This window comes from Neobacillus citreus (genome assembly GCF_018343545.2).
Lineage (GTDB): Bacteria > Bacillota > Bacilli > Bacillales > Cytobacillaceae > Neobacillus > Neobacillus citreus.
This window is the reverse complement of the sequence record NZ_JAGYPE020000001.1, coordinates 324981-349469: the sequence shown is the minus strand read 5'-3', so window position 1 is coordinate 349469 and position 24489 is coordinate 324981. Positions and strand designations below refer to the sequence as shown.

Here is a 24489-nt window from a genome sequence, read left to right as displayed (position 1 = left end):
ATTACTGAGGATGTTGAAACATTATTAGATTTATACACCAAACAGTGTGCGGTAGAAATGAATTGTTTGGATTTAGCAAGAATTGGGATGATTTTTGCAATGGATGGCGTTGATCCACTTAACGGAAAAAGAATTATGCCTGACGATGTAGCGAGAATTTGCAAAACATTTATGGTTACGTGCGGAATGTATAATGCTTCCGGTGAATTCGCCATAAAAATAGGCATCCCGGCTAAAAGTGGGGTATCAGGCGGGATCATGGGGTCTGTACCTGGTAAATTTGGTATTGGCATTTTCGGTCCCGCTTTGGATGAAAAAGGGAACAGTGTGGCTGGACTTAAACTACTAGAAATTTTGTCAAGAAAATATCGGTTGAGCATGTTTTAAGCGATTCCTTGTTGTATAGTTGATGTAAGAGTAAGTTTTAATAATTACTATAAAATGAGGGATTGTCATGAATAAGATTTCTAATATCTACTGCGTCGGTCGAAACTACGCTGAGCATGCTAAGGAACTGCAAAATGAAGTGCCGACTTCTCCGATTATTTTTTCCAAACCTACTCATGCCTTGGCGGAAGCTGTTGGTCAGGAAATTTTACTGCCTGGAAATCGAGGTTCTATCCATTTTGAAACAGAAATAGTGATAAGGATAGGAAAATCCTATGAAAAAGGGATGAGAGTAGAGGAAATAGTCGACAGTATGGCCATTGGCATCGACTTTACCTTACGGGATGTTCAGAGTGAACTTAAGAAAAAAGGCCAGCCATGGCTATTGGCAAAAGGGTTTCCGAACTCAGCTATTGTGAGCAAATTCATCTTCTTTCCAGGGAAAGAAGAAATGATGAAGACCGATTTTTCTCTTCTTATAAATGGGAAAACGGTACAGCAAGGGAACATAAAAAATATGATCTTTGATTTGCAGACCATAATTGATTTCATCGCCCTAAACTTTGGATTAGGGGAAGGAGATTTAATCTTTACGGGTACTCCTGAAGGCGTTGGACCAGTAAGGGACAAAGATCATTTATCATTACTTTGGGGAACTTCGGTTCTTGGTGAAAGTATTATAAAACTAAATTAAATTACTTAACAGGCTCTAAGGAACACCTTGGGCCTTTTTTGACAGTTTTTTAAGCCTGCGCATGGAGTAGGACTATTCTTGTCTTGTTATCTATTGAAATATAACCGTACAATAGATTTCGCTAGTATTCGATTATCCTCAAAAAATGAATATAAGGAATGTGCACTATGAACTATACAACCGAACGCACGAGACGCCAAATCATCCAAAGCTTTATTCATGTTCTGCAAACGAAACGATTTTCGTCCATCACGATTCAGGAAATATGTGATGATGCCTTAATTCATCGCACCACGTTTTATCGTTATTATGAAGATAAATACAGTTTACTCAAAGATTTTATTTATCATTTATCTGAAGAGATTATTCATTTGAATAAAAAATCGAATGCTGACCCATTTAAATTACTTGTTGATTATGTAGAAAAAAATTCTGTGTTATTTGAAAATACTTTATTAGGGTCTGATGGACATATTTTATTCAAAAGCATGGTGAAAATTGCAAGTGATATTATACGGGAACATTCCAAAACAGAAAACGATCCCATTTCTAAAAAGATCAATCAGTCGAAGTATCCTGATGTCATTTGTGACTTATATGCCACTTCATTTATGACCATTTTACAGAATTGGATGAGTAAAGAATATAATTACCAGAAAGACGAGTTGTTCGAAATCTTTAATCAGGTGATGAATTAATAATACAAATTACTTTAAATGTATTATTTTAACACGCTCGTTCTTTTTTGCTCTTTGAACCCATCTTTCCACCTTGCTATAGTGACTATTGTGAAAAAGGATTTTTTGATGTTTTATACTTTCCGGGAGAAACGAACAGGGAACTTAAGCATTAAAAAACAACATGGGAGGGAGCTGCAAGGTGAAAACAATCATAAAAAGACGTTGGGCAATATTTGCCATTTGGTTAATTGCGACCATATTGCTTACGGCCATTCAACCGGATATCAATGCCATATTGCGACAAAAAGGACAGCAAGGAACGAGTAATGACAGTCCTTCAGCCATCGCAGACCAGATCCTGAAAAAGATGGAGACCACTAAAGGTACAAACAACATTATCGTTTTTTACGATAAACATAAAATTTCTAATGATGACATGAAAAAAATTGGTGATGCTGTAAAGGCCATAAGCGATGACAGCTCAGAGCTGGGTATTGCAGACATGATTGATCCTTTCAGTATACCTGAAGCAAAAAGCTCTTTAATTTCTAAAGATGGTACCACACTGATGGTGAGCTTCAAGCTCGATAAGAAAGCAAGAGAAATTGATGATATCAAAAAACAACTAGACAGCAAGCTTAGTAAAGTACCTGTTGAATATTATCTTAGCGGTGAAGATTTTATCAATAATGATTATTTGAAGGCATCACAAGCAGGAGTCGAGAAGAGTGCGGCATTGACCGTTATTTTTATTTTAGTTGTCCTTATCCTTGCATTCAGGTCAGTAGTTACACCTTTTATTTCCTTAATAGCAGTAGCCTTTTCCTATTTATGTTCGATGGGAATCGCCGCTCAATTAATTGATAAAGCAGGGTTTCCGATAACGAGTCTGACCCAAATGCTTCTTATACTCATTCTTTTTGGTATCGGTACAGATTACAACATCCTTCTTTTCAATCGATTTAGGGAGGAACTATCCCATGATAACTCGATTGATGATTCCATCGTAATCACCTATAAAACGGCGGGTAAAACGATTGCGTATAGTATTCTAACGGTATTTATCGCGTTTCTTGCTCTCGTTTTTGCCGAATCACCAATTTATAAATCCGGTGTGGTTGTCGTCATAGGTGTAACCATACTATTGCTTGAAATTTTGACCTTAACACCATTCATTATGAAAGTTTTGGGCAAGAAGCTCTTCTGGCCTTCAAAGAATGTATTGGGCCATAAGGAAAACAAGTTCTGGGGGAAAACATCCTCCTTTGGAACAAAGCATCCTATTATAACAGTCGTTGTATTACTTTTGATCATAGGGCCAATGGTGTATTTACATCAGGAAAAGCTCAACTTTGATACCATTGGAGAACTTGGTAATAAATATCCTTCTTCCAAAGGATTTAATATTGTGGCGGAACATTTTGGCAAAGGCCAGGCAATGCCAGCTACTGTTGTCATTGAAAATAATAAAACACTAGATAATAATGAGTCACTTGCCGTCATTGATGACTTGACCGAGAGACTCAAGAGTATTAATGGGGTTAAGCAGGTTTCTTCAGCAACACAACCTCAAGGAGAACCAATTGCTGGTTTTTACGTCGACAGTCAAATGGGGTCTGTAACGGATGGTATTTCAAAAACTCAAGATGGTGTGGATCAAATAAATGATGGCTTGAAGCTTGCTCAAGAAAAATTGGGTTCTGCGGACTTTTCACAGGTTAACCAAATGGTGGATGGTACAGCAAAGCTTCAAGAAGGTATGACCGCACTAACAAATGGATTAAAGCAAATCCAATCCGGAATAGATGGTGGATCAAGCAACTCCCAAACGATTATGAGCGGCATTGCTGCCATCCAAACGAATTTGTCAAAGATGAGCAGTGGAGTAGCGGTGTTAGCAGATAATTATGGAAAAATGCAGGCTGGCTACGCTGAGATGGGAACCCACTACCAAGGTGCAGCACAGGCACTGCTTGGTGTAAAAAGCGCACTCACGCAAATGCAGACCATGGTGGATGCTTTAGGCAGCAGTTATTCAAATTCGAGTAATGACACCAATTACCTAGCACTAAAGCAAACAATTGATCAGGTATCATCGTCTTTAAGTCAAATTACACCTGAAGGAATCAACACATTAAATGAAAATTATAATGCAGTAACGGCTGGTTTCGCTACAGCAAATAATAATCTTGCCAGCATGAGCAGCGGCTTATCCCAGATGGCGGATGGTTTGAAAAAGCTGGAAGATGGCCTAGGGAAAGCTTCGTCGGGAATAGGTACAATCGTAACTAATATGAATAGTGTTACCAATGGACTTGGCCAGATGAAGTCAGGTCAGCAGCAGCTTGTAGCAGGTCTCAATGGATTCAGTACGTTTGGACAAAAGCTATCAGAAGTAAACGGTGGTTTACAGCAAATTTCTGCCGGTTTAGGAAAGACGAATGGTTTCTTAACACAGTTTAATACAAGTAAAACCTTCTTTATCCCGAAGGAAGCATTGACGGATGAAAACTTTAAAAAATCATTAGACGTGTTCATGTCCAATGATCGAAAAATTACGAAGATGACGATTGTGTTAGAGAATGACCCTTATTCTAAAGATGCTTTAAACACGATCAATAAGATCAATAAAGCTGTTTCCAATGGACTAAAAGGCACAAATCTTTCACATGCCATGTCGGGTGTGTCAGGACCAAGCGCCACAACGAATGATATGAACGATATCTTGAGCCGTGACTTGAATAAAGCAACCACGATCGTCATTATCGGAGTATTACTTGTCTTGTTCTTAGTCATACGTTCGTTCTGGACACCAGTTTTCATCACTGCGTCCCTTTTAGGAGCCTATTATACTGCAATGTTTATCATTAACTATATTTTCATAGATTGGCTGGGATATGCCGGTATTTCTTCCTTTGTTCCATTCTTCTCTTTCATCATCATTGTAGCCTTGGGAGTGGACTATAGCATATTCTTAATGATGCGCTATAAGGAATATCAACAGCTGTCGCCAAAAGAGGCAATCGTTTTGGCTTCCAGACATACAGGTGGAGTCATTATATCGGCAGTCATTATACTCGGTGGCACCTTTGCTACACTAATGCCATCCGGAATTATCCTCTTGGGTGAATTGGCAATAGCCGTCATCACAGGTCTTGTCGTCCTATGCTTTATCCTGCTTCCGGTCTTTTTGCCAGCGATGATTGCCCTGCCAGAGGCCCTTGCCCATTTATTTTCTCGTAAAAAGGAAGATGAATTGAGCTTGGAGGAAAAAGTAATTTAATAAGTAGGTAGAGGGTCCCGATGGCAAATGCTATCGGGATCATTTTGTAACCCTTATTACGACATTTTTTGATCAGGTGATAGGACTTTTTTAGTAAAAACCATGCTTAATGTGGATTTATGTAATAATAAGCAGGAATTTAAGTTTTAAAAAAGAAATATAAAAGATATGTAGAAAGATAAGGAGAAAAACTGTTTTCAACCATTCTATTAAGGTTTGAAAGAAGGTGTATGATATGATGGATCATTTTTTTGCAGACTATAAAAAATTTATTGTAGTACCGGAAGATGAAAAAAAACGCAATGAAGTATTTGATCACAAAAACTATGCAGCATATTATATACTAACACTGTCTTTATTTGATCCACGAGTATCGTGCTGGAGAGATGCGGGTAAATTTGAAATAGATATTGATAAAAGTATCGAAATGGTACTAAAGGACTTCAATGAAAAGCAGCGTGAGAGGTACCATCTTCAATTACTGGAAGTAGATAAGTCAAAAAACTATTTTATCTTAGCCCTTTCTTCAAAAATAAAATTTACATCAGAGGAAGAAAAGGACAGCATTTCTTTTATTATTGATAGAATATTAACGAACCCTTTTTATGTTAGGCAAAGCTGGTTCAACCTAATTGGAGAAAAAGGAAGAATCGCGCGTAAACTATTTAGCTGTTCGTTTAAGGAATATGTGCTTGAAGATTCAACCAATCCAAATAGGGACGAAAAATATGAAAACATTAGTGAATTTCCTAAACCAAATGGAGAAATTAAACTGCTTAAAAATTCTTTAAAACGAGATATTCTCTAAGAAAGAGTACCTAGATAATGATGAATTATCTAGGTTTTTTTGTGTGTGGAAAAAAATAACTTATGTTACTCTTTTTCTGAAATTACCCACCCATCAGGTGTCTTTACAATATGATAAACATCTTCATTGAATTCTTTTCGTAATTCTTTATATTCCTCATTTTCAATTTTAATCTGTGTTTTTTTTATATGTTTTACCGGAATTTCCGGTTTCTCAACTTCAAACACCAAATCTTCAATCATAAAATAGGTTCTTTTACGTTTCATGAACGAATTCCCCCTTTTAGGTTTCTTATGTATAGAATTTGCCAAAAATGAATAAAACCCTATAAATCCTATGTAAAATTTTTGTAAAGAGCGCAGATTTACACTTAATTAACACAATAAATACAAGAAATAAATATTAGCTTGTTAAACTACTAACTGTAAGTCTAGTAAAATCTGTTCAAAAACTACTTTCACAAGAAAGGTGATTTAGAATGAAAAAAAGAAAAACATTTGGGCCGAAAAGAATACTTTCAGCTTCTTTAGCCTTGACCATAATGGCAGTGCCGCTGCTTTCCTCACAAGTGAATGCAGCAGAATTACAAAATAAAAATATACCAGTAAACGTTTTATCAAAGCAATCCAATAAAGACTTTGTAAATTTGCGTCTCATGGAAACGACTGATATTCATACAAATCTATTAGCTTATGATTATTTTAAGGATGCCCCTTATGAGAAGGTAGGTTTATCCAAGACTGCCACACTCGTAAAACAAGCAAGACAAGAAGTGAAAAATAGTATTTTAGTAGACAATGGAGACTTAATCCAAGGTACTCCTCTAGGAACTTACAAAGCAAAAATTGAACCAATAAAAGAGGGTGAACTACATCCTGCCATTAAAGCCATGAACAAAATGGGTTACGATATGGCTACACTCGGAAACCATGAATTCAATTACGGCTTGGACTTTCTAGATGAAGTATATGATGATGCCAACTTTCCCGTTATAAATGCAAATGTATATATGGATGATCATGATCAAAATCCAGAAAATGATATTAATAAATATACTCCATTTCGCATTATCAATAAAAAGGTAATCGATGAGAGTGGTAAAACCCATGTGATTAAAATTGGTTATATCGGATTCGTTCCTCCACAAATTAGTGACTGGGATCAATCCAATTTAGACGGTAATGTCATTGCCAAAAATATTGTTGAAACGGCAAAAAAATTCGTCCCACAGATGAGAGAACAAGGGGCTGATATCGTCATCGCTTTGACGCATTCTGGATTTAACAGTGATAAGGCAAGTACGGAAAATGTGATTTACTCATTAAGTGAAGTACCTGGCATAGACGCCATTACTTTTTCTCATACTCATAAGTTGTTCCCTGCTAAGTCGGAAGCAGCTCTCGATAGTTCGTTTTTAGGTGCTGACAAAAAACCTTTACCAGGAGTGGATAACGCAAAGGGTACCATTAATGGTGTTCCTGCAGTCCAAGCAGGTTACGGCGGCGGTTCCTTAGGACTAATCGATCTTCAGCTGAAGAAAGAAAAAGGCAAATGGTCTGTGGTTAATTCGCAATCCTCCACCCGTGAGACCTATAAGGATGTAAAGGATTCTGCTACCGGTAAGACGAAAACAGAGAGCACTGTTAAGCCTGATCCAACTATTTCCGATCTGTTAAAAGCCGATCACGAGGCAACCGTTAACTATGTAAATACACCAATCGGTAAAACAACTGATGATATCCACAGTTACTTTTCATTAGTTCAGGATGATCCTTCTATTCAAGTTGTAACGAATGCTCAAAAATGGTATGCCGAAAAGTACATCGCTCAAAGTAAACCAGAATATAAAGATGTGCCAATCCTTTCTGCGGGAGCCCCATTCAAGGCCGGCGGGAATGGGCCTGCAGAATATACCGAAATTAAAAAAGGGGATTTGACCATCCGAAGCGCTAGCGATTTATACCTTTATGACAACACGTTAAAGGCGATAAAGGTAAAAGGCTCAGTGGTTAAAGAATGGATTGAAATGTCTGCCGGGAAATTCAATCAGATTGATCCGGCAAAAACGGACGAGCAGCCCCTATTAAACCCGACGTTCCCTGGTTATAACTTTGATGTCATTGACGGTGTACACTATCAAATCGATATAACAAAACCTGCAAAGTACGATTCAACTGGAAAAATGATTAATCCAGATGCAAGCCGTGTTATTAATTTGACTTATAACGGCCAACCGGTGGAACCAAATCAAGATTTTATTGTTGTGACAAACAACTACCGTGCAGGTGGCGGCGGTAACTTCCCGGGTCTAAAAGGAAGTGAACTAGTAGTCGACTCTGCTGATGAGAACCGTCAAATCTTAATGGATTATATCTCTGAAATGAAAGAGATTATGCCTACTGCTGATAACAATTGGTCGATTGCTCCAATCGATGGCGGTGTTAATGTTACGTTTACTACATCTCCTAATGCAGAAGGCTATATTAACCAAGGCAGCAATATCACTTATACAAACAAAACAGATGACAAGGGTTTTGGAATCTTCAAGTTAAATCTAAGTCCGATAAAAGTACAATTACTAGGTTTAAACGATTTACATGGGCAGCTTGATACAAGTACAAAAGTTGGAACAGAGCTAGCAGGTAATATGAAGTACACAGCTGCGGCGATGAAAGTTCGTAAAGCAACAAACCCTAATACTTTTTTAGTTCATTCAGGTGATATGATTGGCGGAAGCCCGCTTATCTCCGCACTTTTCCAAGATGAGCCGACGGTTGAAGTGATGAATGCGATGCATTTTGATGTTGGTACACTAGGGAACCATGAATTTGATGAAGGAATCGCAGAATTACAGCGCATGATCCATGGCGGTGACCATCCAAAAGGTAGTCCTGGTTATAAAGGGATGGATTTCCCGGTAGTAGCAGCGAACGTGTATGATAATTCAACCGGAAAATTAATTACCGAACCTTATGCAATAAAAGAAATTGGCGGCAAAAAGATTGGATTTATCGGTGTCGTGACACAAGAAACACCTAATATGATTGTTTCTAAAGGAAACGAAAATCTTCAAATCACTGATGAAGCAGAAGCCATAAACAAATATGCGGCTGAATTAGAGAAGCAAGGTATTAAAGCGATTGTGGTGCTCGCGCATAATCCAACAACCCAAACAGGTAATTCAGATTCCTATGATGCTTCAAAAATTGCTGAAAATATCGATGATGAGGTAGACGTTATTTTTGCTGCTCATAACCATGTCGGGGTTAATAAAGTAGTAGATAACAAGCTTATCGTTCAGGCTTATTCATATGGCTCTGCTTTTTCCGATGTCGATCTTGAACTTGACCCAGTAAGCGGGGACATTGTGGACAAGAAAGCAGAGATTGTAACGGTATTCCAAAAAGATTACCAACCCGACCCAGAGGTATCTGCGATCATGCAAAAGTATGAGGAAAAGATTGCTCCAATTAAAGCAGAAGAAGTTGGGGAGTCTAAAACAACTTTAGATAAAGCTTATCCTAGTGCAGTAACAGGCGATTTTGCACTTGGAAATATGATTGCGGATGGAATGAAGGCCGAAATGAATACGGATTTTGCTTTAATGAATGGCGGCGGTGTCCGGGCAAATCTTGATGCGGGGACAGTAACGTTTGGCGACCTTTTCTCAATCCAGCCTTTCGGCAATGTGTTAAATAAAGTAAAGCTTAGCGGTTCAGATTTGGAAACGGTTCTAAATAACCAAATTACTCCGTTTACTGAGACAGATGGGACACAAACATACAGATTAGATTTTCATGTTGCCGGTTTTAAGTACACATGGGATGGAAATACAGGTAAAGTCGCAGATATCTTCTTGCCGGATGGTTCAAGGATTGACAAAAATAAAGAATATACAGTGGTTGTTAACAACTATATGTACGGTAATGTCAAATATGGTATTAAAGATCTTGCAACAGATTTAGAAGTTGGCCCAGAAGATCTTCAGGCAACTGTTAATTTTGTAAAAACACTTCCGAAACCATTTGAATATAAAGCGGAAGAGCGCATTAAACAATTAATTCCATTGGCTATTGCACAATAAAATGAATAAACTCAAAAAAGTCTTGGTTTAGGAGTTCCTAGACCAAGCTTTTTTTGACTGTTTTTTAATCCTGATTGATCTATAATTTTTAAAGACTAATGAGGTGTTTGGAATGGAAACTATCTTTTTATCTATCTATTTAACTACGATTATTTATACTCTTCTATATATTAACTTACCTATTATGCATGGCGATGATTACAAGGGGATGGATTATTTTCACAATAATGATTGGTTTGAATGATTGATATTTGAGACAGGAATCCAGTGATCAAGGCCTGATTTAATTGTGAGGAATTTGCTGCCTGCGTCCAGGGATTAAAGGTGTCAGAGAAAATATAACCGTCAGAAGTATTGTTGGTATGTTTTTAGATCACTCGAGGATTTACTATTTTTATCATTAAATAAGTTGTATTGGCGCATAGAGCAAGAAAAGCGGCGAATAATACAGTAGATGGAGCTTGAGTCTTAGACTTAGGCTTCTTTTTTTCTTAGTGGTTAATTATGAAATTACCCCCTCCTTGCTCAAACATTAGCGGTGCTAAGCAGCGGAAACGCCTGTTTCATAATAATAGATACTAAATCCCACTCCATCCACTTACAATTCAGGAAAATAGTAGGATGTTATTTTTATTTATTGATAATAGAATAAAAATGCAATAAAGATAGTAAATATACATAATTAGGGGGTAAATCAATGAAAAAGAACAAAAAGAAAAAAGCCGCAGCAAGCTTGTTGATTATTAGTCTAGTGTCTACTGTTCCATTTTCAGCTGGTTATGCTGAGGGGCAAAAGTGGACAAACGTTAATACATATGAAGAACAAGATGGAAGCAAGTTTAATAGTGAGAACTATGATTTTGTTAAGTTCTCGCAAATCGGCACGAAGCTAAAAGATATTGAGAAACAATCCAACCGTGTGAAGGTTGAAGTCCGTGGAACATCAGCAGACGGGAATCCTCTTTATGTTGTCACCATTGCAGACCCAACCACACAAGGAAAATTTGGTAAAATACAAGCATTACGGAAACAAATGTTTAAAAATCCAAGCAAGGCTCAAGACTGGATTGCCGCCAACCCGGATTTTAAAGTTCCGATTATGATCAATGGTTCAATACATGGAACAGAGTTTGTAGGAAGCGATGCAGTTCTTCAGTTAATTGAACGCTTTGCGACACAGGATGATCAAGAGACAAAAGATATTTTAGCTAACAATATACTAATTTTTAATGTTGTCCAAAATCCTGATGGTCGTGTCAATGCTACCCGTTTTAACGGTGAAGGAATTGATTTAAACCGTGATTTTATCACGCAATCACAGCCGGAAACGCAGGAAACGGTTGAGTTGATTAAAGAATGGAATCCAATGGTATTCCTTGACACACATGGTTATGTGAAAAATTATGCTCCAAACCATCAAGGCTTAATCGAACCTTGTACACCACCGCATAATCCAAACTATGAATATGATTTGTATAACAAATGGGCCTATCAGCAGGCTGAAGCAATGGAAGCCAACATCATGGGCGATAAAGCTAGTTTTAAAGGGACACTTTATCAGAGCATGGAAGGTGTTTATGTTCCACAGCGCGATGATGCTGCAGGTTGGGATGACTATCCGCCAATTTTTACTCCGATGTATGCGATGTACCATGGTGCTTATGGTCATACATTAGAAGCACCAACCAACGATTGGGATGGTGTTCGCTGGCAGTATGATGCCATTATGGGTGCACTGAAATTTGCTACGGAGAATAAGCAAGCGATGATTACCGATCAAATTGAAATGTTTAAACGTGGTATCAACTTTGACCATCCGTTCCATAAGGACGGCTTCTTCCCAAAAGCTTATATCCTGTCGGTTAATGAACAGGATCCGACTGTAACGGATAAAGCCGTTAATCATTTGCTGAAAAACGATATTGAAGTGGTTCAGGCAGCAAAAGATTTTACTGCTGATGGAAAAAACTATCCAAAAGGAACCTATATTGTAAAAATGGATCAGGCCAAGGCCGGTTTAGCTAACACGATGCTATGGGATGGAGAGGACATCTCGAACGATACACCAGCGATGTATGACATTTCAGCATGGAGTTTACCGGAGCTTTGGGGCTTTGAAGCTATTTCAACGGAAAATGATGTGAATGTAGTTACAACTAAGGTTAATCAGGTTACAGATCAAGGTGCGGTTACCGGAAAAGGACCTTTTGTTATACCGAATACTTCTGTAAAAGCTGTTAATCTAGTAAATACACTACTTCAGCAAGGCGTATCTGTGAAGCGTGATGAAAAAGGTGACTTTTATGTAGAGGCAGCAGCTAATCAAATTGCTGCAGCGGTCAAGGCATCTGGCATCCAAGTGGGAAGCACTGAAAAGGTACCAGCAAATGGCGCTAAACTATCGAGCATAAAAGTCGCAATCTTAAAGGACGGCGGCATGGGAAAACAACAGTCCCACAGCGGTACAAAGCTGGCCCTTAAACGACTTGGTTTTGCTGTAACAGAAGTGACGCCTGTAGAAGTTGCTGAAAATGGTTTAAGTGGATTTGATGTATTTGTCTATAGCGGAACAGAAAGTCTCATCTACTTACCTGAAAGATTATCTGCTGCCAATAAAGAATTTGGCTTCCAGGCAGCCAGCCAGTTTGATTCTTTTAAAAACAATGTTTCTGATTTTGTAAGTAAAGGTGGAAAGTATATTGCGGTCGGTGCAGGGGCATCGAGCGCAACCAAAACCCTAGGACTTACTGATGATACCATTAATGCCGCCGGCTCTAACAGTAACGGAATCGTAAAGGTAAATTATTCGGGAACTGGGGTATCTGCCGGGTACGGCAAGGATGATCTTGGTTTTGTTTACCGTCCCGTTTGGTATACTGGTACAGGGAATGATGAAGTAATTGCTAGTTTAGGAAGCGAAGATGATTTCTTTATGGCTGGCCATTGGATTAATAAAAAAGCGGAAGCAAAGGGCCAGGCTGTTATTGTGAAAGAGCAGGATAAAGACGTAACGTTGATTGGATTAGAAGCCGGCTTCCGTGATCATACAGATTACTTGTTCCGACTATTATCCAATGCCATTTTTGAAAAATAAGAATAAAGTGAAGGCCTGGCGCAAAATAGGTGTCAGGCCTTTTTATTATGTAGGGTCAGGATATGTTCAGGTTGAAAAATTTATATAATTTTGTCTATAATAAGCCTTGTTAAAGACATTTTAGCCATTTTTAAAGGTCATTTTGTCTTTAATAACCCGGGACAGGGGGGAATTTCTCAGTGATCTTGGACCGTCCCTATGTTTCATTTTGAGGGAAGCATTTTTCATAGACAACTTGAAATCCATACAGTACGAATGATTTTATTAGAAATACGAGGGATAGTTGGAATTTATTTAGTCTTACTAAAGAGACATATCCTATTTTCTTTAACCAATTCAAACCAATGAAAGTAAAAATGGAGTCAATAATGATATTAACCAAAAGGTATAGATTAAACTTTCCATAGGTGAATTTTAAAATCCATAGGGAGCCAACCAAGAAAGGTCCCAATATTAACGGTAATTCTGCTAAAACATTGGGTTTGACTGAATAAGGGAACCACCACCATTTTTTCTTTTCCGCAAATCTTCCTTCTGCAATCAGATATAAGCTCATAAAAATGCCACCTGGCAGAAACCTTTTAAGTGTTTTCCTGCCCAATAACGAAATGCTAAGCCAGGGTAAAATGGCCATGAAAATTATCAGTGTTTTATCTGCTTTTTTCAAGAAAATATTCTCCCTTAAAAATATTGATATTTCTATTTTTTCCTTTTTGTGGTTGTTTATGTGGTGGAATAATGAATTTTTCTAAACCCTATGGTTCATTTCTTATCGGCCCAGCAATAACATTTACTGTGAGGGGCAACTAAGGAAGGGGCGGGAGATATGATTTCATTATGGGAAGAACATGTATTTTGGTTAGAAGTATATCTATGCGATGACAATGAAATATAAAGGAAATAAGCTATTAAATAAGGAAACGTTACGATTTTTAATCCATCATTTTCCGGAAACCTGCTATTTTATTAAAAAATTGAGTCACTATGCGCCCCAGTTGCAGCAGGAAGCCAGCCAATGCTCATTAAGAAGGGTTTCATATCTGTAATTTTTTGAGCAGTTTCTGCGATAAATAGAGTCGTTGATCCTATATCAGCATAATTTTTAAAAAGAACATAGAAAAACTATTAAAATCAATATGAATATACTGTATATTATTCCAATACTTTGATATACTTTAACCCAAATATAGAGGCAAGGGGTACAAACCGTGTCAAAATCAAAATTACAATTCTGGCTCATTCAAATTTTGCTTATTTTATCGATTATTTTCGTTTCAACAAAAATCACCTTTATGTTTAAGCCAATAGGAGTCTTTTTCTCAACGGTTTTCTTTCCAATTTTGATCACTGGATTTCTTTATTTCCTTTTAAATCCGTTAGTGAATTTTCTCGAACGTAAAAAGCTGCCAAGAATAGCCTCAATCCTTATCATATATGTCGGGTTTATTGGCCTAATTGTGTTGGCGATTAGCAGCTTGGTTCCGATTGTGTCTAAACAAGCGACCGACCTTGCCAATAATTTGCCTGTCTTTGCTCATGAGACTACTGAGTTTTTAAAAAATATGGTTAAGTCTTCAGAGTTTAAAAGCTTTCGGGATACCCAAAGTGAAATTATTGATACAGTCCAGCAACGGTTAATGGAATATGCAAATACATTGCCTAAAACACTGACGAACGCACTATTGGGTTTGTTTGGAATGGTCACTAATCTAGCTATTATTCTTGTTACAGTACCATTTCTATTATTTTACATGTTTAAGGATGGTCATAATTTTCCAAAAGCTGTTTCAAAATTTTTTCCGGCAGGTTACAGAGATGAAGGCCTAAAGATTTTAAAAGAAACAGGGGAGACATTGTCTGCCTACATCCAGGGGCAGGTTATGGTCGCCCTGGCAGTGGGAACCTTGTCTTTTATCGGTTATTTAATTATTGACTTGCCGTATGCGTTAATCTTGGCGATAATTGTTGCCTTTACCAACATTATTCCTTATGTAGGCCCAATTATTGGCGGTGCCCCCGCTGTTCTTGTTGCTTTGTTTGAGTCACCAACGAAAGCTTTATTGGTTATCGTCGTCATCCTTGTCGCTCAGCAAATAGAAGGGAACTTCCTATCCCCGATGATCCTAGGCAAGTCATTGGATACACACCCGGCCACGATCATCATTATTCTATTGGCTGCAGGCAATCTGGCAGGAGTACTTGGAATGGTCTTGGCTGTCCCAACCTACGCTGTTTCAAAAGTAATTGTTTTAAACCTAGTCCGATTTTTGAGAGCGAGAAAAGCTGCAAATAAGATCGTAGAGGGAACTTGAGTCTTAGACACAGGTTCCTTTTTGAAACAGGGGTGAAACACGGGGACGGTTCTCGTGTGTCAGAAAATGAGACACAAGAACCGTCCCTGTGTTTCAGGAATATTTTATATATGTAATTTACATATAAAGGTGGTCTGATGTATAATAGGTGTAAATTACATATATAAGTAGGGAATGGCGTTAGGGAACTAACATCGAATGGAGGCTTTTTTTATGAGTGATCAAGAGGAAATTTTGCTTTATAAAACTTCTCAAATCCTTAATAAAGACACAAGCATGATGAGGTTAAACGATATTATTGAGGAGCTGGTAAATATTATCGAGTTAAACGTAAAGAATAGCGAAAATACTAATTGATTATAACTTTATGTTAACTGTTTGTATCGTATAATCCCAATAGATCAGGTGATAATAATCCCATGATTCTTTTAAACAAGGAGTGGGATAATGTATCAAATAGCCAATATCACAGAAAATGAGAAGGAAAAGATAAAGCAGCTTGAACATGAATTAGGCTTAGTATTAATTGCCTACGACGATAAAAACGGCGTGCAGATGACGGAATACAGCAAGGACCTGAAGTAGTAACAAGGAACCTGTAGAGTGGACATTTTGAAAAAAGTCACTCTATAGGTTTTTTTGTGCAAAGCTCATGAAGGCAGTGAAACATGGGGACGGTTCTCGTGCATCATGCCTGCGATGCACAAGAACCGTCCCTAAGTCTCATCCTGGGATTTTTAAAGTTTGTCCCACATAAATGGTATCTGTTGTTAAGCCGTTTAGTTCTTTAATAGCGATGACGGTGGTGTTATACCGCATCGCAATGGCGGATAAGGAATCACCGGATACCACTTTGTACGTTATGACTGTTGCATTCACTTGTGTAGTGTTTGTTGTCGTGATTTTTAAGGTTTGTCCTACGTAAATCGTATCAGTTGTTAACTGGTTTTCTTCTTTAATGGCTGCCACCGTCGTATTATACCGATTTGCAATGACGGATAAAGAATCGCCCGCCGCTACCGTATAGGTTACAGTAGTGGTGGTTGCAGCAGGCGCCGGCGTAGGTGCGGGTGTTGTATTCGTGCCGGTTGTGTTCGGTAATGTTAATGTCTGGCCAATATAAAGAGTGTCGGTAGTCAAATTGTTGATTTCTTTAATTTGGCTGACAGTTGTATTGTATCGAAGGGCAAGTGAATATAAATTATCGCCCGCAACAACTGTATACGATATATACGATGGAGCAGGCGGAGCGGCCGCTTCTATAGGTGGAGGAGCCTGAGTTACTGCCACGGTTGTCGGAAGGGTAGTCGCATAACTATTCCAAACCTCTTTGTTCTCCTGTCCGATACTCCAGTTTCCAACACCGCGCAAATTATATTTACTAATCAGCAGTAATTTTTGACGAATCGATTCCTCGTTTTCGTACCAGATGGTATAGGTACCGGCAGTCAAAGTAGTTCCCCCAACAACCGGCTTAGGATCTCCTTCTCTGATGGTAACAATCGCTTTTGGCGTTTTGCTTACTTCATCAAAAATAACCGTTCCGTTATATTGTTTTATTAATTGTTCTACCTGCCAATTTGAAATTCCAAAGCCTCCATAGGTTTGCCCCTGAATCCAATATCGTCCGTATTGGGCGATGCCGAGGACAATTTTATCAGCTGCGACATTTTGATTGAAGGCATATTGAACCGACCTTTCTACCCAAGGGTTGCTGGCTACAGGACCTGCTGCTCCACCGGGGTAGCTTTCGTCGTAACTCATGATCATTAAGTAGTCGGCATATTTTGCTAAGCTGTTATAGTCATACGAGCCGTGCCAGCCTGTTGTCCAGCCATTTGGATTTGCCGCAACTGCCACTGAAACTTCCTTCCAAGCTGGAATCTTTTCCCGCAGTAACCGAACAAATTCCGTATAGTTGGCCCGGTCCACTTCCGTGACATTTTCGATATCCACATTGACACCGTCCAAGTTATAGCGGGCAATGGCATCGGCAATCTGCTGGGCAGCCAGCTCTTTATTGGCGAGCATGGCCCGGCCGATGTTTCGATCCCAATGATTGCTTAAAAATGGGACCACGCGGATTCCTTGCAAATGCATTGCTGAAATAAAGGCTGGGTCCAAGCTATAGGTCAATTTCAAGGTACCATTCGCATTGATATCAAAATAACTCGGCGACACGGTATTAACGGAGCTGGCTGTTTGGTTCACCATCGAAACGTAATCCTGGGTATTGCCAAAATACATATAGCCGAGATTGACCACTTCACTCGCTGTTACAGGTAATCGTAACAACTGATTCGGCTGTATGGCATTATTGGTAAGCTGATTTAGTGCCATTAACGCGTCAACGGTGGTGTTATAGCGTTTCGCAATCATAAATAGGCTTTCGCCAGCTGCAGCGGTATGGCTGTATAGTGGAACCGTGGCTAAGGTGCTGATATTTCCTGCAAAGTCCGTTTGATATACAGAAGCCGCCGCAGCGCCGGTCATATCTGTTTGGTCAAGATAGAATTTTAAAGTATAAAAACCTTCCGCGTCCGCTGTCCCAGACGTGCTCATTAACTCTGCACCATTTGTGTTGCGAATGGTTGCATAAACGATAGAATAGGGTTCTGCTGAGCCAAGCATCGTATAGATCGGACGTTTATTTTCAAACCCAAAGCCGTTTTTGGATACGACTGGATTTGGAACAACGGTATCTTTTATAACCGTTGAAGTTTGAACGATACTTGCATTTCCTGCTTTGTCTGTCAGCATGATTTCCAGCGTTAAGGTTCCATCTTTCAAACTGGCTACATCAAAGTTAAGATTAAATTTGCCGTTTGAAATCATGGCGGTTTTGGCTATATTGGTGGTCCCATCGCTAACGGTAATCTTAACCGAAGCACCTTCTTCCACAGAAGAACCACTCACAGAAAATTGATTCTGATTTAACAGATTAACATATGGTGCCACGGTTGCTACTGGCACTTCCGGTGCAGTTGTATCCTTTGTTATGGTCAAAGGCTGAAGCTGGCTCCTGTTCCCGGCAGCGTCAGTGGCCAGAACGGCTACTGTAATATCCCCATCCTTCAGGCCGCTAACATCAATGGGCAAAGAAAAATTGCCTTGCGAATCTGTTACAGTGGTTTTAACCATGCTGGTTAAAACATCAGAAATGGTCAAGTCCAGTGTAATCAGCGGTTCAACAGTACCACTTAGTTTATAGGTGTTGACGTTTCCGCTATAAATACTTGGAGGCTGGCTAAATTGGATACGAGCAGGACCAAGTGTATCTTTGTTCAGCGTCTTGACGGCAAATGGGCTCCTATTTCCGGCTTGGTCGACTTGGGTGATTTCGAATCGGATATCGCCATCATTTAAGCTGGACAGGTCTGCATAAATGGTGTATCCGCCAGTTTCATTCACCTGTCCGATTGACTCAACGCTCTTGCCTGTACCATCGAAGGCTTTGATGTTCACCTGTGCATTTGGTTCGCCAGTTCCGTTTAGCAAAAATGAGCTCTTGTTTTCCTGATTAATAAAATTGTTATTATTTAAAATTGGTGCAAGGGGAGCACTTGTATCTTTGTCAACAGTCATTTTTCCAGCAGGGCTTTTGATTCCCGTTGGGCTTGTTTGCACAGCCGAAATGATGAGGGCACCATCCCTCAGGGCAGTTACATCCACATTAGCAATAAATTCGCCGTTGGCATTCGCAACAGCAGTTGTTGTGATGGTATTGCCTAAAGTCCAATCTGAAACAGATAGGTCCACTTTTGACCCCGGCCGGGCAGTCCCGAATATCGAATAATTTGTAGCTGTTTGGCTGTTAATTATTTTCGCATTTCCGATCAGCGGCGCATCCAGGCTAGTGTCCTTTGTAATTGTGGTTTGTCTAATGGCGCTAATGTTTCCAGATGGATCGATAGCCCGTGCGGTGACGGCTAATTGCCCGTCATTTAAAGAAATCAAATCGGCATTTGCACGAAATTCGCCTATTTCATTGGCAATTGCTCTCATCGTTACATTTGGATGGACACCGTCTGAAACGGTCAAATCCACGAAGGATCCAGGGTCAGTTACTCCAAAAAAGGTGTAATTTTTTACATTCTCAATCGTTACCTTTACGGTACTGTCCAGGACAGGTTCATTGATAATGGTATCTTTCGTGACAATTAATCGGCTTTCCAGACTCCGGTTTCCTGCCTGGTCGGCTGCGACAGCGGTAATGGTAATCGTTCCGTCTGGTGAGCTGGAAGTGTCCACTTTTGTTTCAAACCTGCCGCTGGCATCAGCTTTTAGTTGAAATAACTTTGGTGAATTTATTCCATCTGATAGTGTTAGATAGACGGTTGCGTTTGCTTCTACAGAACCTGATATGGGTACGCTTGCTTGGTTGATCGAAGTAATTGTACTGATTTGGTTTAGTAGTGGTGCTGCCGGTGCTGTTGTATCGGTGGGTGCAGTGCTTCCAGCCGGGATTGTTAGGATTTGACCGACATATATCAAATCGCTTGTTAATTTATTTGCTGTTTTAATTTGGTCCACAGTCGTGTTAAATCGCTTGGCAATAAGTGATAAAGAGTCGCCTGCTGCCACTGTATAGGTTGTGGTGGTTACTGTAGTAGGCGGAGTCTGCGTCTGCACTGGTTCCGGGCTTTGAACGGTTTGTGTCTGCGATACTATTAAGACTTGCCCGACATAAATGCTATCAGTTGTTAAATTGTTTAGTTTTTTGATTGCGTCCACGGTAGTGGCGAATTTTTTTGCTATTTGATATAAGGTATCACCTGCTGCAACTTGATATGTACTCGTAGTAGTTGTGGTGTTTTCCACCGTCGGGGCAGGTGCTGGAGCAGGCGCGGGTTCCGGAGCAGGTGTTGGCATTGGTGCTGGTGTAGCAGCTGTTGTTTGCTCAACAATCCTTGGAATCCTAATTTTTTGTCCTATCGAAAGGAAATCGCTCGGAAGCTGATTATAAGAACGAATGCTATCCACGGTCGTGTTAAACTTCCTCGAAATCGAATATAAAGTGTCGCCTGCAACGACGGTATATGTATAAAAAGGCAGGTTTAATACCTGGCCTACATAAATGGTGTCGGAAGTTAAATGATTTGTAGTTTTAATAGCCGAGACTGTTACATTAAACTTCCTTGCAATTGAATATAAACTGTCACTGGCCTGAACTTTATACACATCGTATTGCCCGGTTTGCTGAGTCTGGCAGGCGATTGTAGTTTCTGCACCTGCCCTCGTAACGTTGGAACCAAAATAAATAGTCGTTACCAAGAGTGAGCCGGCCATAACCTTGGCCGCATTAATATTTAAATAAGGGAATCTTTCCCTGATCAAATGATTGATTTGTACTTGGAGAGTTTTTCTTCTGAAATCCGAGGGTCCCAGCTCATTCGAAAACTCCTCCAAATAAGAATCGAGGTAAACCACTAACGTAAACCTGCCTCGTTCTTGAAGCAACTCATATCTTTTAATCTCCACTTAACCACCTCCATTTAATAAAATGAAACATGGGGACGGTTCTTATGCATCATTTTGATGCATAAGAACCGTCCCCATGCCTCACCTTAAATAAAGATTTAAGGCAAAGGAGTTTTTTAACGCATGGAGAATTTTCAAAGATATGAATTAAGAAGACTTGCTTCTAGTCGAGATGAGTATGAATTGATTGTCCATCTTGATAGCCAATTGACGGAGTTTGCAGGTGAATTGGGGGCAATTCAGAGGGATAGGAAAGATATTACTTCGTTGGCTAAACAGCTTTTAAAGGAGAGGTACCCTTATTTAAAAGTAACAATGATCAAGGTCATTCTCGGCGGAGTGGCAGCAGCCTCGATTCCGCTGACACATCATTCAACAGCACATGCGGAGGATTCCAACGGAAACACTCCTGCACAGATGGCGCACGCGGACTCTATCTATTATCACGTTTCAGCCGGAGATACTCTATGGGGATTATCCGTTAAGTTTGGAACGACTGTTGATAATATCAAGAGAGCAAACCACCTGACTTCTGATAGTTTGAGTGTCAATCAACTTTTAATCATACCCAAGGCATTTCACACAGTAGGTACAGGGGATTATTTAACTGTTCTTGCCAAAAAATATGGAACGACAGTTGAGGGTATCAAGCAGGCAAATAATCTGAATAGTGATGCCACATTTCTTGGGCAAACACTGATTATTCCCGTTTTAATAGGTAGCGGACCGACAAATGGACAGGCCCAAGAGGGAACTCATGTACCACCCCAAAACCCAACTGTTTCAACATATACGGTTGTTTCGGGTGACAGTTTGTCTGTTATTGCAAAACGGTTTGGTACGACTGTTGAAGTGCTGAAAAGCACCAATCAATTAACATCCGATTTCCTCAGAGTTGGACAAATTTTATCAATCCCCCAAACTGCTAATGAAGTTCAAAAGCCTGTATCCGAACGTCCCCATGAATCAGCACCATTGCAGGAACCAGCGAATGTTCAATACACCGTCGCCGCAGGAGACACTTTATGGGGAATTTCTGCGAAATTTAAAGTAAGTTTAGATACATTGCGAATAGCCAATCAATTGCCAACTGATTTGTTACACATCGGACAAACCCTAATCATTCCAAACGGGCCAGTGGGTGTTACAGCCCCAACAGTTTCAACGGAACCAACGGCTTCCTCCAATCTCGGGGAAACAACGTATACTGTAGTACCAGGGGATACTTTATTTTCCATTGCAAAGCGCTACAATCTTACAGTCAATCATTTAAAACAAGCCAATCAATTAACGAGCGATAATCTTCATGTCGGCCAGGGACTAACGATTCCGACGGCATCAGCAGCCAAGGACACTGGAGGAGGCGGTACAGTGACGGCGCCTGCACCTGCAACAGCATCGGCTCCTCCTGGGCCATCTGCAGCTCCTGGTCTCGATTTGGCACCGGTTCAAAAGAATCTGCAGATACTCGGCTACTATACCGTTCCAACTATGACTGGAAGCTATGATGCCACCACAACACAGGCAATCAAAACCTTTCAGGCAGATTACAGTCTTCCTGTGACAGGGACAATCAATGAAGCTACAAATACCGCCATTAACCACGCGGTTATTAAGAAAGAAATAGTCAGAGATACAGCTAATTATCGCGGTGTTCCTTACAAGTGGGGTGGTGTGACACCTAATGGCTTTGATTGTTCGGGATTTGTCTTTTACATGTTCAATCAGCATGGTGTAAACATGTCCCGCAATACTTCTGGAGGACTTTTTAAAACAGGAACAGCCATTGACCGGTCTCATTTACAGCCTGGAGATTTGGTGTTCTTCGCTGTTAACACACCTGGAACCATTTCACATGTAGGATTTTACATAGGGGACAACCAATTTGTTTCCGCCACCACATCAAAGGGGATCGCAGCCTACCCATTAGATACTGGGTACTGGGCGAAATATTATGTAGGTGCTAAAAGGGTATATTGAGGCACGGGGACGGTTCTCATGCATCAATTTGATGCACGAGAACCGTCCTTTGTTTTGTTTAATGGTAAAATATTAATGGAAACAGAAAAGTTCTTACTCAAGATGAAGGAAAATAAAATATGAAAGCAAGCAGCTCTAAAGGAACTTGCCATAAGGGCAAATATTTAATTTTTCGCCAAATGGAATATTGGCGGATTTGAGGTCGTAAATATGTTCACTAATTTATTTCTATTGAGTTTTGTTATTGGTTCCAATTTAATCATCGGAATTTTATTAGGGTTGTCGGGGATTTCTGGTTTCCTCCTGCCTTTGATTTATGTAGGTGTTTTAAAAATGCCCGTGCATGATTCCCTTGCACTTAGTTTCTTATCCTTTTCAGTCTCAGGCATCATCGGTGCCTATTCCTACTGGAAATCTAAAAATATGGATTTAAAATTGGCACTTTATTTGAGTATTGGCAGTCTGCCCGGCGCTTTTTTGGGTGTGCAAATTAATGTGATGATACCGGATTTCCTGGCAAAACTCCTTCTTTATGTTTTTGTCTTGTTAGCGGGATTATCCATTTTATTAAAGAAAAATAAAGAAAACACAAATTCATTAAATGGCAATAACCATTCGAAAATTCTCGATTCTTCATTAATGGTTGTTTTGCTCGGTTTCCTTACATCTGCCATTTGCTCATTGACAGGAGCGGGCGGTCCTATTTTACTAGTGCCGTTATTAGCAAGTCTTGGGGTCAACATCAGGGTAGCAGTAGGGGTCAGTCTCCTAAACTCCGTCGTCATTGCCATTCCGTCTATATTTGGATATTTCGCCCATGCAAGTATGATAAATACATCCTCGTTAATTATGGCTAGTCTGATAGGGACAATTGTCGGGATCGTAACAGGCGCACGTTTTGCCACGAAAGTGCCGCTTCACCAATTAAAAATGGTCATCGCCATCATAACTATTCTTTCATCAGTTTACATGCTTGTCATGCTGAAATTGGGAGCCTAATAGATTAGAGGGGCTATTCACCCCTCATTTTATTTAACAAGCTTTCTAATAATCATCCCAATTAATAGCGCTGCAATATGAAAGAACACTTTTTACATAATTCTGTGTTTCTTCTATTGGCGGGACTCCTTTGTATTTTTTTACTCGATCTGGACCACAATTATAGGCTGCAATGGCAAAGGGCCAATCATGGAACTCTGCAAAGAGGGATTTTAAATAACGTGCAGCGCCATCAATGGACTCCTCAGGAATACAGGGGTTAACCCCAAGGAAATTCGCAGTTTCAATTTGCAATTGCATTAATCCAATTGCTCCCCGATTAGATACTAGATTGGGATTTCCTCGGCTTTCCGTGACCATGATGCTGTAGAGAATCTGAAAAGGAACTTGGTGCTTTTGAGCCGATTCCAAGATAGCTTTAGCCCACCTTTTGGCCTGGTTCCCGCCGGGAATTTGATCAGGGATTACCTCATTCATCGTTTTGTTCAAAAACACATCATCTTCGACAATCTCTTGGATTTTTAGGACATGATCATAATATATTTCTTCGGAAGTTAGATTATTTAATTTCATTAGCTCTCCTATGGTAACACCGAATTTTTTCGATATTCCCCAAAGTGTGTCTGAGGGGTTCACTATATATAATTGGTATTTTTTATTCTCCTTATCTTTCATCTAATTAAAATC

16 protein-coding genes and 1 pseudogene are annotated in these 24489 nt (G+C 39.6%); 13 read left to right on the top strand and 4 right to left on the bottom strand.

Features of this window, described 5'->3' with window-relative positions:
• The 5 genes from KHB02_RS01625 to KHB02_RS01605 all read left to right on the top strand — a co-directional run.
• Positions 1–387 (top strand): glutaminase (locus tag KHB02_RS01625; RefSeq protein WP_241113657.1); only part of this gene is annotated, 387 nt, incomplete at its 5' end.
• Between the two features lie 67 nt (positions 388–454).
• Entirely contained in the window at positions 455–1081 is a 627-nt protein-coding gene (locus KHB02_RS01620) for a fumarylacetoacetate hydrolase family protein (protein WP_213140600.1), read from the top strand.
• 167 nt (positions 1082–1248) lie between these two features.
• Positions 1249–1779, top strand: coding sequence for a TetR/AcrR family transcriptional regulator (locus KHB02_RS01615; RefSeq protein ID WP_213140599.1), 531 nt, complete (start codon positions 1249–1251; stop codon positions 1777–1779).
• 181 nt (positions 1780–1960) lie between these two features.
• Positions 1961–5044: an MMPL family transporter gene (locus tag KHB02_RS01610; RefSeq protein WP_213140598.1), complete on the top strand. Its 3084-nt coding sequence runs from the start codon at positions 1961–1963 to the stop codon at positions 5042–5044.
• A gap of 235 nt (positions 5045–5279) precedes the next feature.
• Positions 5280–5852 carry a hypothetical protein gene (locus KHB02_RS01605; protein WP_213140597.1) on the top strand — a complete coding sequence of 191 codons (573 nt, stop codon included), beginning with the start codon at positions 5280–5282 and terminating at the stop codon, positions 5850–5852.
• A 65-nt stretch (positions 5853–5917) separates the two neighbouring features.
• Here KHB02_RS01605 and KHB02_RS01600 read toward each other — a convergent pair whose 3' ends face one another.
• Entirely contained in the window at positions 5918–6118 is a 201-nt protein-coding gene (locus KHB02_RS01600) for a hypothetical protein (protein WP_213140596.1), read from the bottom strand.
• Between the two features lie 212 nt (positions 6119–6330).
• Here KHB02_RS01600 and KHB02_RS01595 point away from each other — a divergent pair, with 212 nt between their 5' ends.
• From KHB02_RS01595 to KHB02_RS01585, 3 genes and pseudogenes are all read left to right on the top strand, one after another.
• On the top strand, positions 6331–9936 hold the full coding sequence (locus KHB02_RS01595; protein ID WP_213140595.1) for a bifunctional 2',3'-cyclic-nucleotide 2'-phosphodiesterase/3'-nucleotidase: 3606 nt from the start codon (positions 6331–6333) through the stop codon (positions 9934–9936).
• Between the two features lie 293 nt (positions 9937–10229).
• Positions 10230–10337: pseudogene (locus tag KHB02_RS01590) on the top strand (hypothetical protein); the annotation flags it as partial.
• A 296-nt stretch (positions 10338–10633) separates the two neighbouring features.
• Positions 10634–13030: a M14 family zinc carboxypeptidase gene (locus KHB02_RS01585; protein WP_213140594.1), complete on the top strand. Its 2397-nt coding sequence runs from the start codon at positions 10634–10636 to the stop codon at positions 13028–13030.
• Positions 13031–13226: 196 nt separating this feature from the next.
• Here the strand turns inward: KHB02_RS01585 and KHB02_RS01580 are convergent, their stop codons facing one another.
• The gene (locus tag KHB02_RS01580; RefSeq protein ID WP_213140593.1) at positions 13227–13697 is read right to left on the bottom strand and encodes a hypothetical protein; all 471 of its coding nucleotides are present in this window, start codon (positions 13695–13697) and stop codon (positions 13227–13229) included.
• A 541-nt stretch (positions 13698–14238) separates the two neighbouring features.
• Here KHB02_RS01580 and KHB02_RS01575 point away from each other — a divergent pair.
• The 3 genes from KHB02_RS01575 to KHB02_RS01565 all read left to right on the top strand — a co-directional run bounded on the left by KHB02_RS01575 (position 14239) and on the right by KHB02_RS01565 (position 15927).
• Positions 14239–15342: an AI-2E family transporter gene (locus tag KHB02_RS01575; RefSeq protein ID WP_213140592.1), complete on the top strand. Its 1104-nt coding sequence runs from the start codon at positions 14239–14241 to the stop codon at positions 15340–15342.
• 213 nt (positions 15343–15555) lie between these two features.
• Positions 15556–15699: a hypothetical protein gene (locus KHB02_RS01570; protein ID WP_213140591.1), complete on the top strand. Its 144-nt coding sequence runs from the start codon at positions 15556–15558 to the stop codon at positions 15697–15699.
• A gap of 90 nt (positions 15700–15789) precedes the next feature.
• Positions 15790–15927, top strand: a complete 138-nt coding sequence (locus tag KHB02_RS01565) for a hypothetical protein (RefSeq protein WP_213140590.1) — start codon at positions 15790–15792, stop codon at positions 15925–15927.
• A gap of 138 nt (positions 15928–16065) precedes the next feature.
• On the opposite strand, the gene KHB02_RS01560 is transcribed toward KHB02_RS01565, so the two are convergent.
• Positions 16066–20823, bottom strand: coding sequence for a LysM peptidoglycan-binding domain-containing protein (locus tag KHB02_RS01560; protein ID WP_213140589.1), 4758 nt, complete (start codon positions 20821–20823; stop codon positions 16066–16068).
• 123 nt (positions 20824–20946) lie between these two features.
• On the opposite strand from KHB02_RS01560, the gene KHB02_RS01555 reads away from it, so the two are divergent.
• Both KHB02_RS01555 and KHB02_RS01550 read left to right on the top strand, forming a co-directional pair.
• Complete coding sequence (locus KHB02_RS01555) at positions 20947–22803, top strand: C40 family peptidase (protein ID WP_241113656.1); 1857 nt, start codon at positions 20947–20949, stop codon at positions 22801–22803.
• A gap of 210 nt (positions 22804–23013) precedes the next feature.
• A complete protein-coding gene (locus tag KHB02_RS01550) occupies positions 23014–23802 on the top strand; it encodes a sulfite exporter TauE/SafE family protein (protein WP_213140588.1) in 789 nt (262 codons plus the stop codon).
• Between the two features lie 45 nt (positions 23803–23847).
• Here the strand turns inward: KHB02_RS01550 and KHB02_RS01545 are convergent, their stop codons facing one another.
• Positions 23848–24375: a lytic transglycosylase domain-containing protein gene (locus tag KHB02_RS01545; RefSeq protein ID WP_241113655.1), complete on the bottom strand. Its 528-nt coding sequence runs from the start codon at positions 24373–24375 to the stop codon at positions 23848–23850.
• Between the last annotated feature and the right edge of the window lie 114 nt (positions 24376–24489).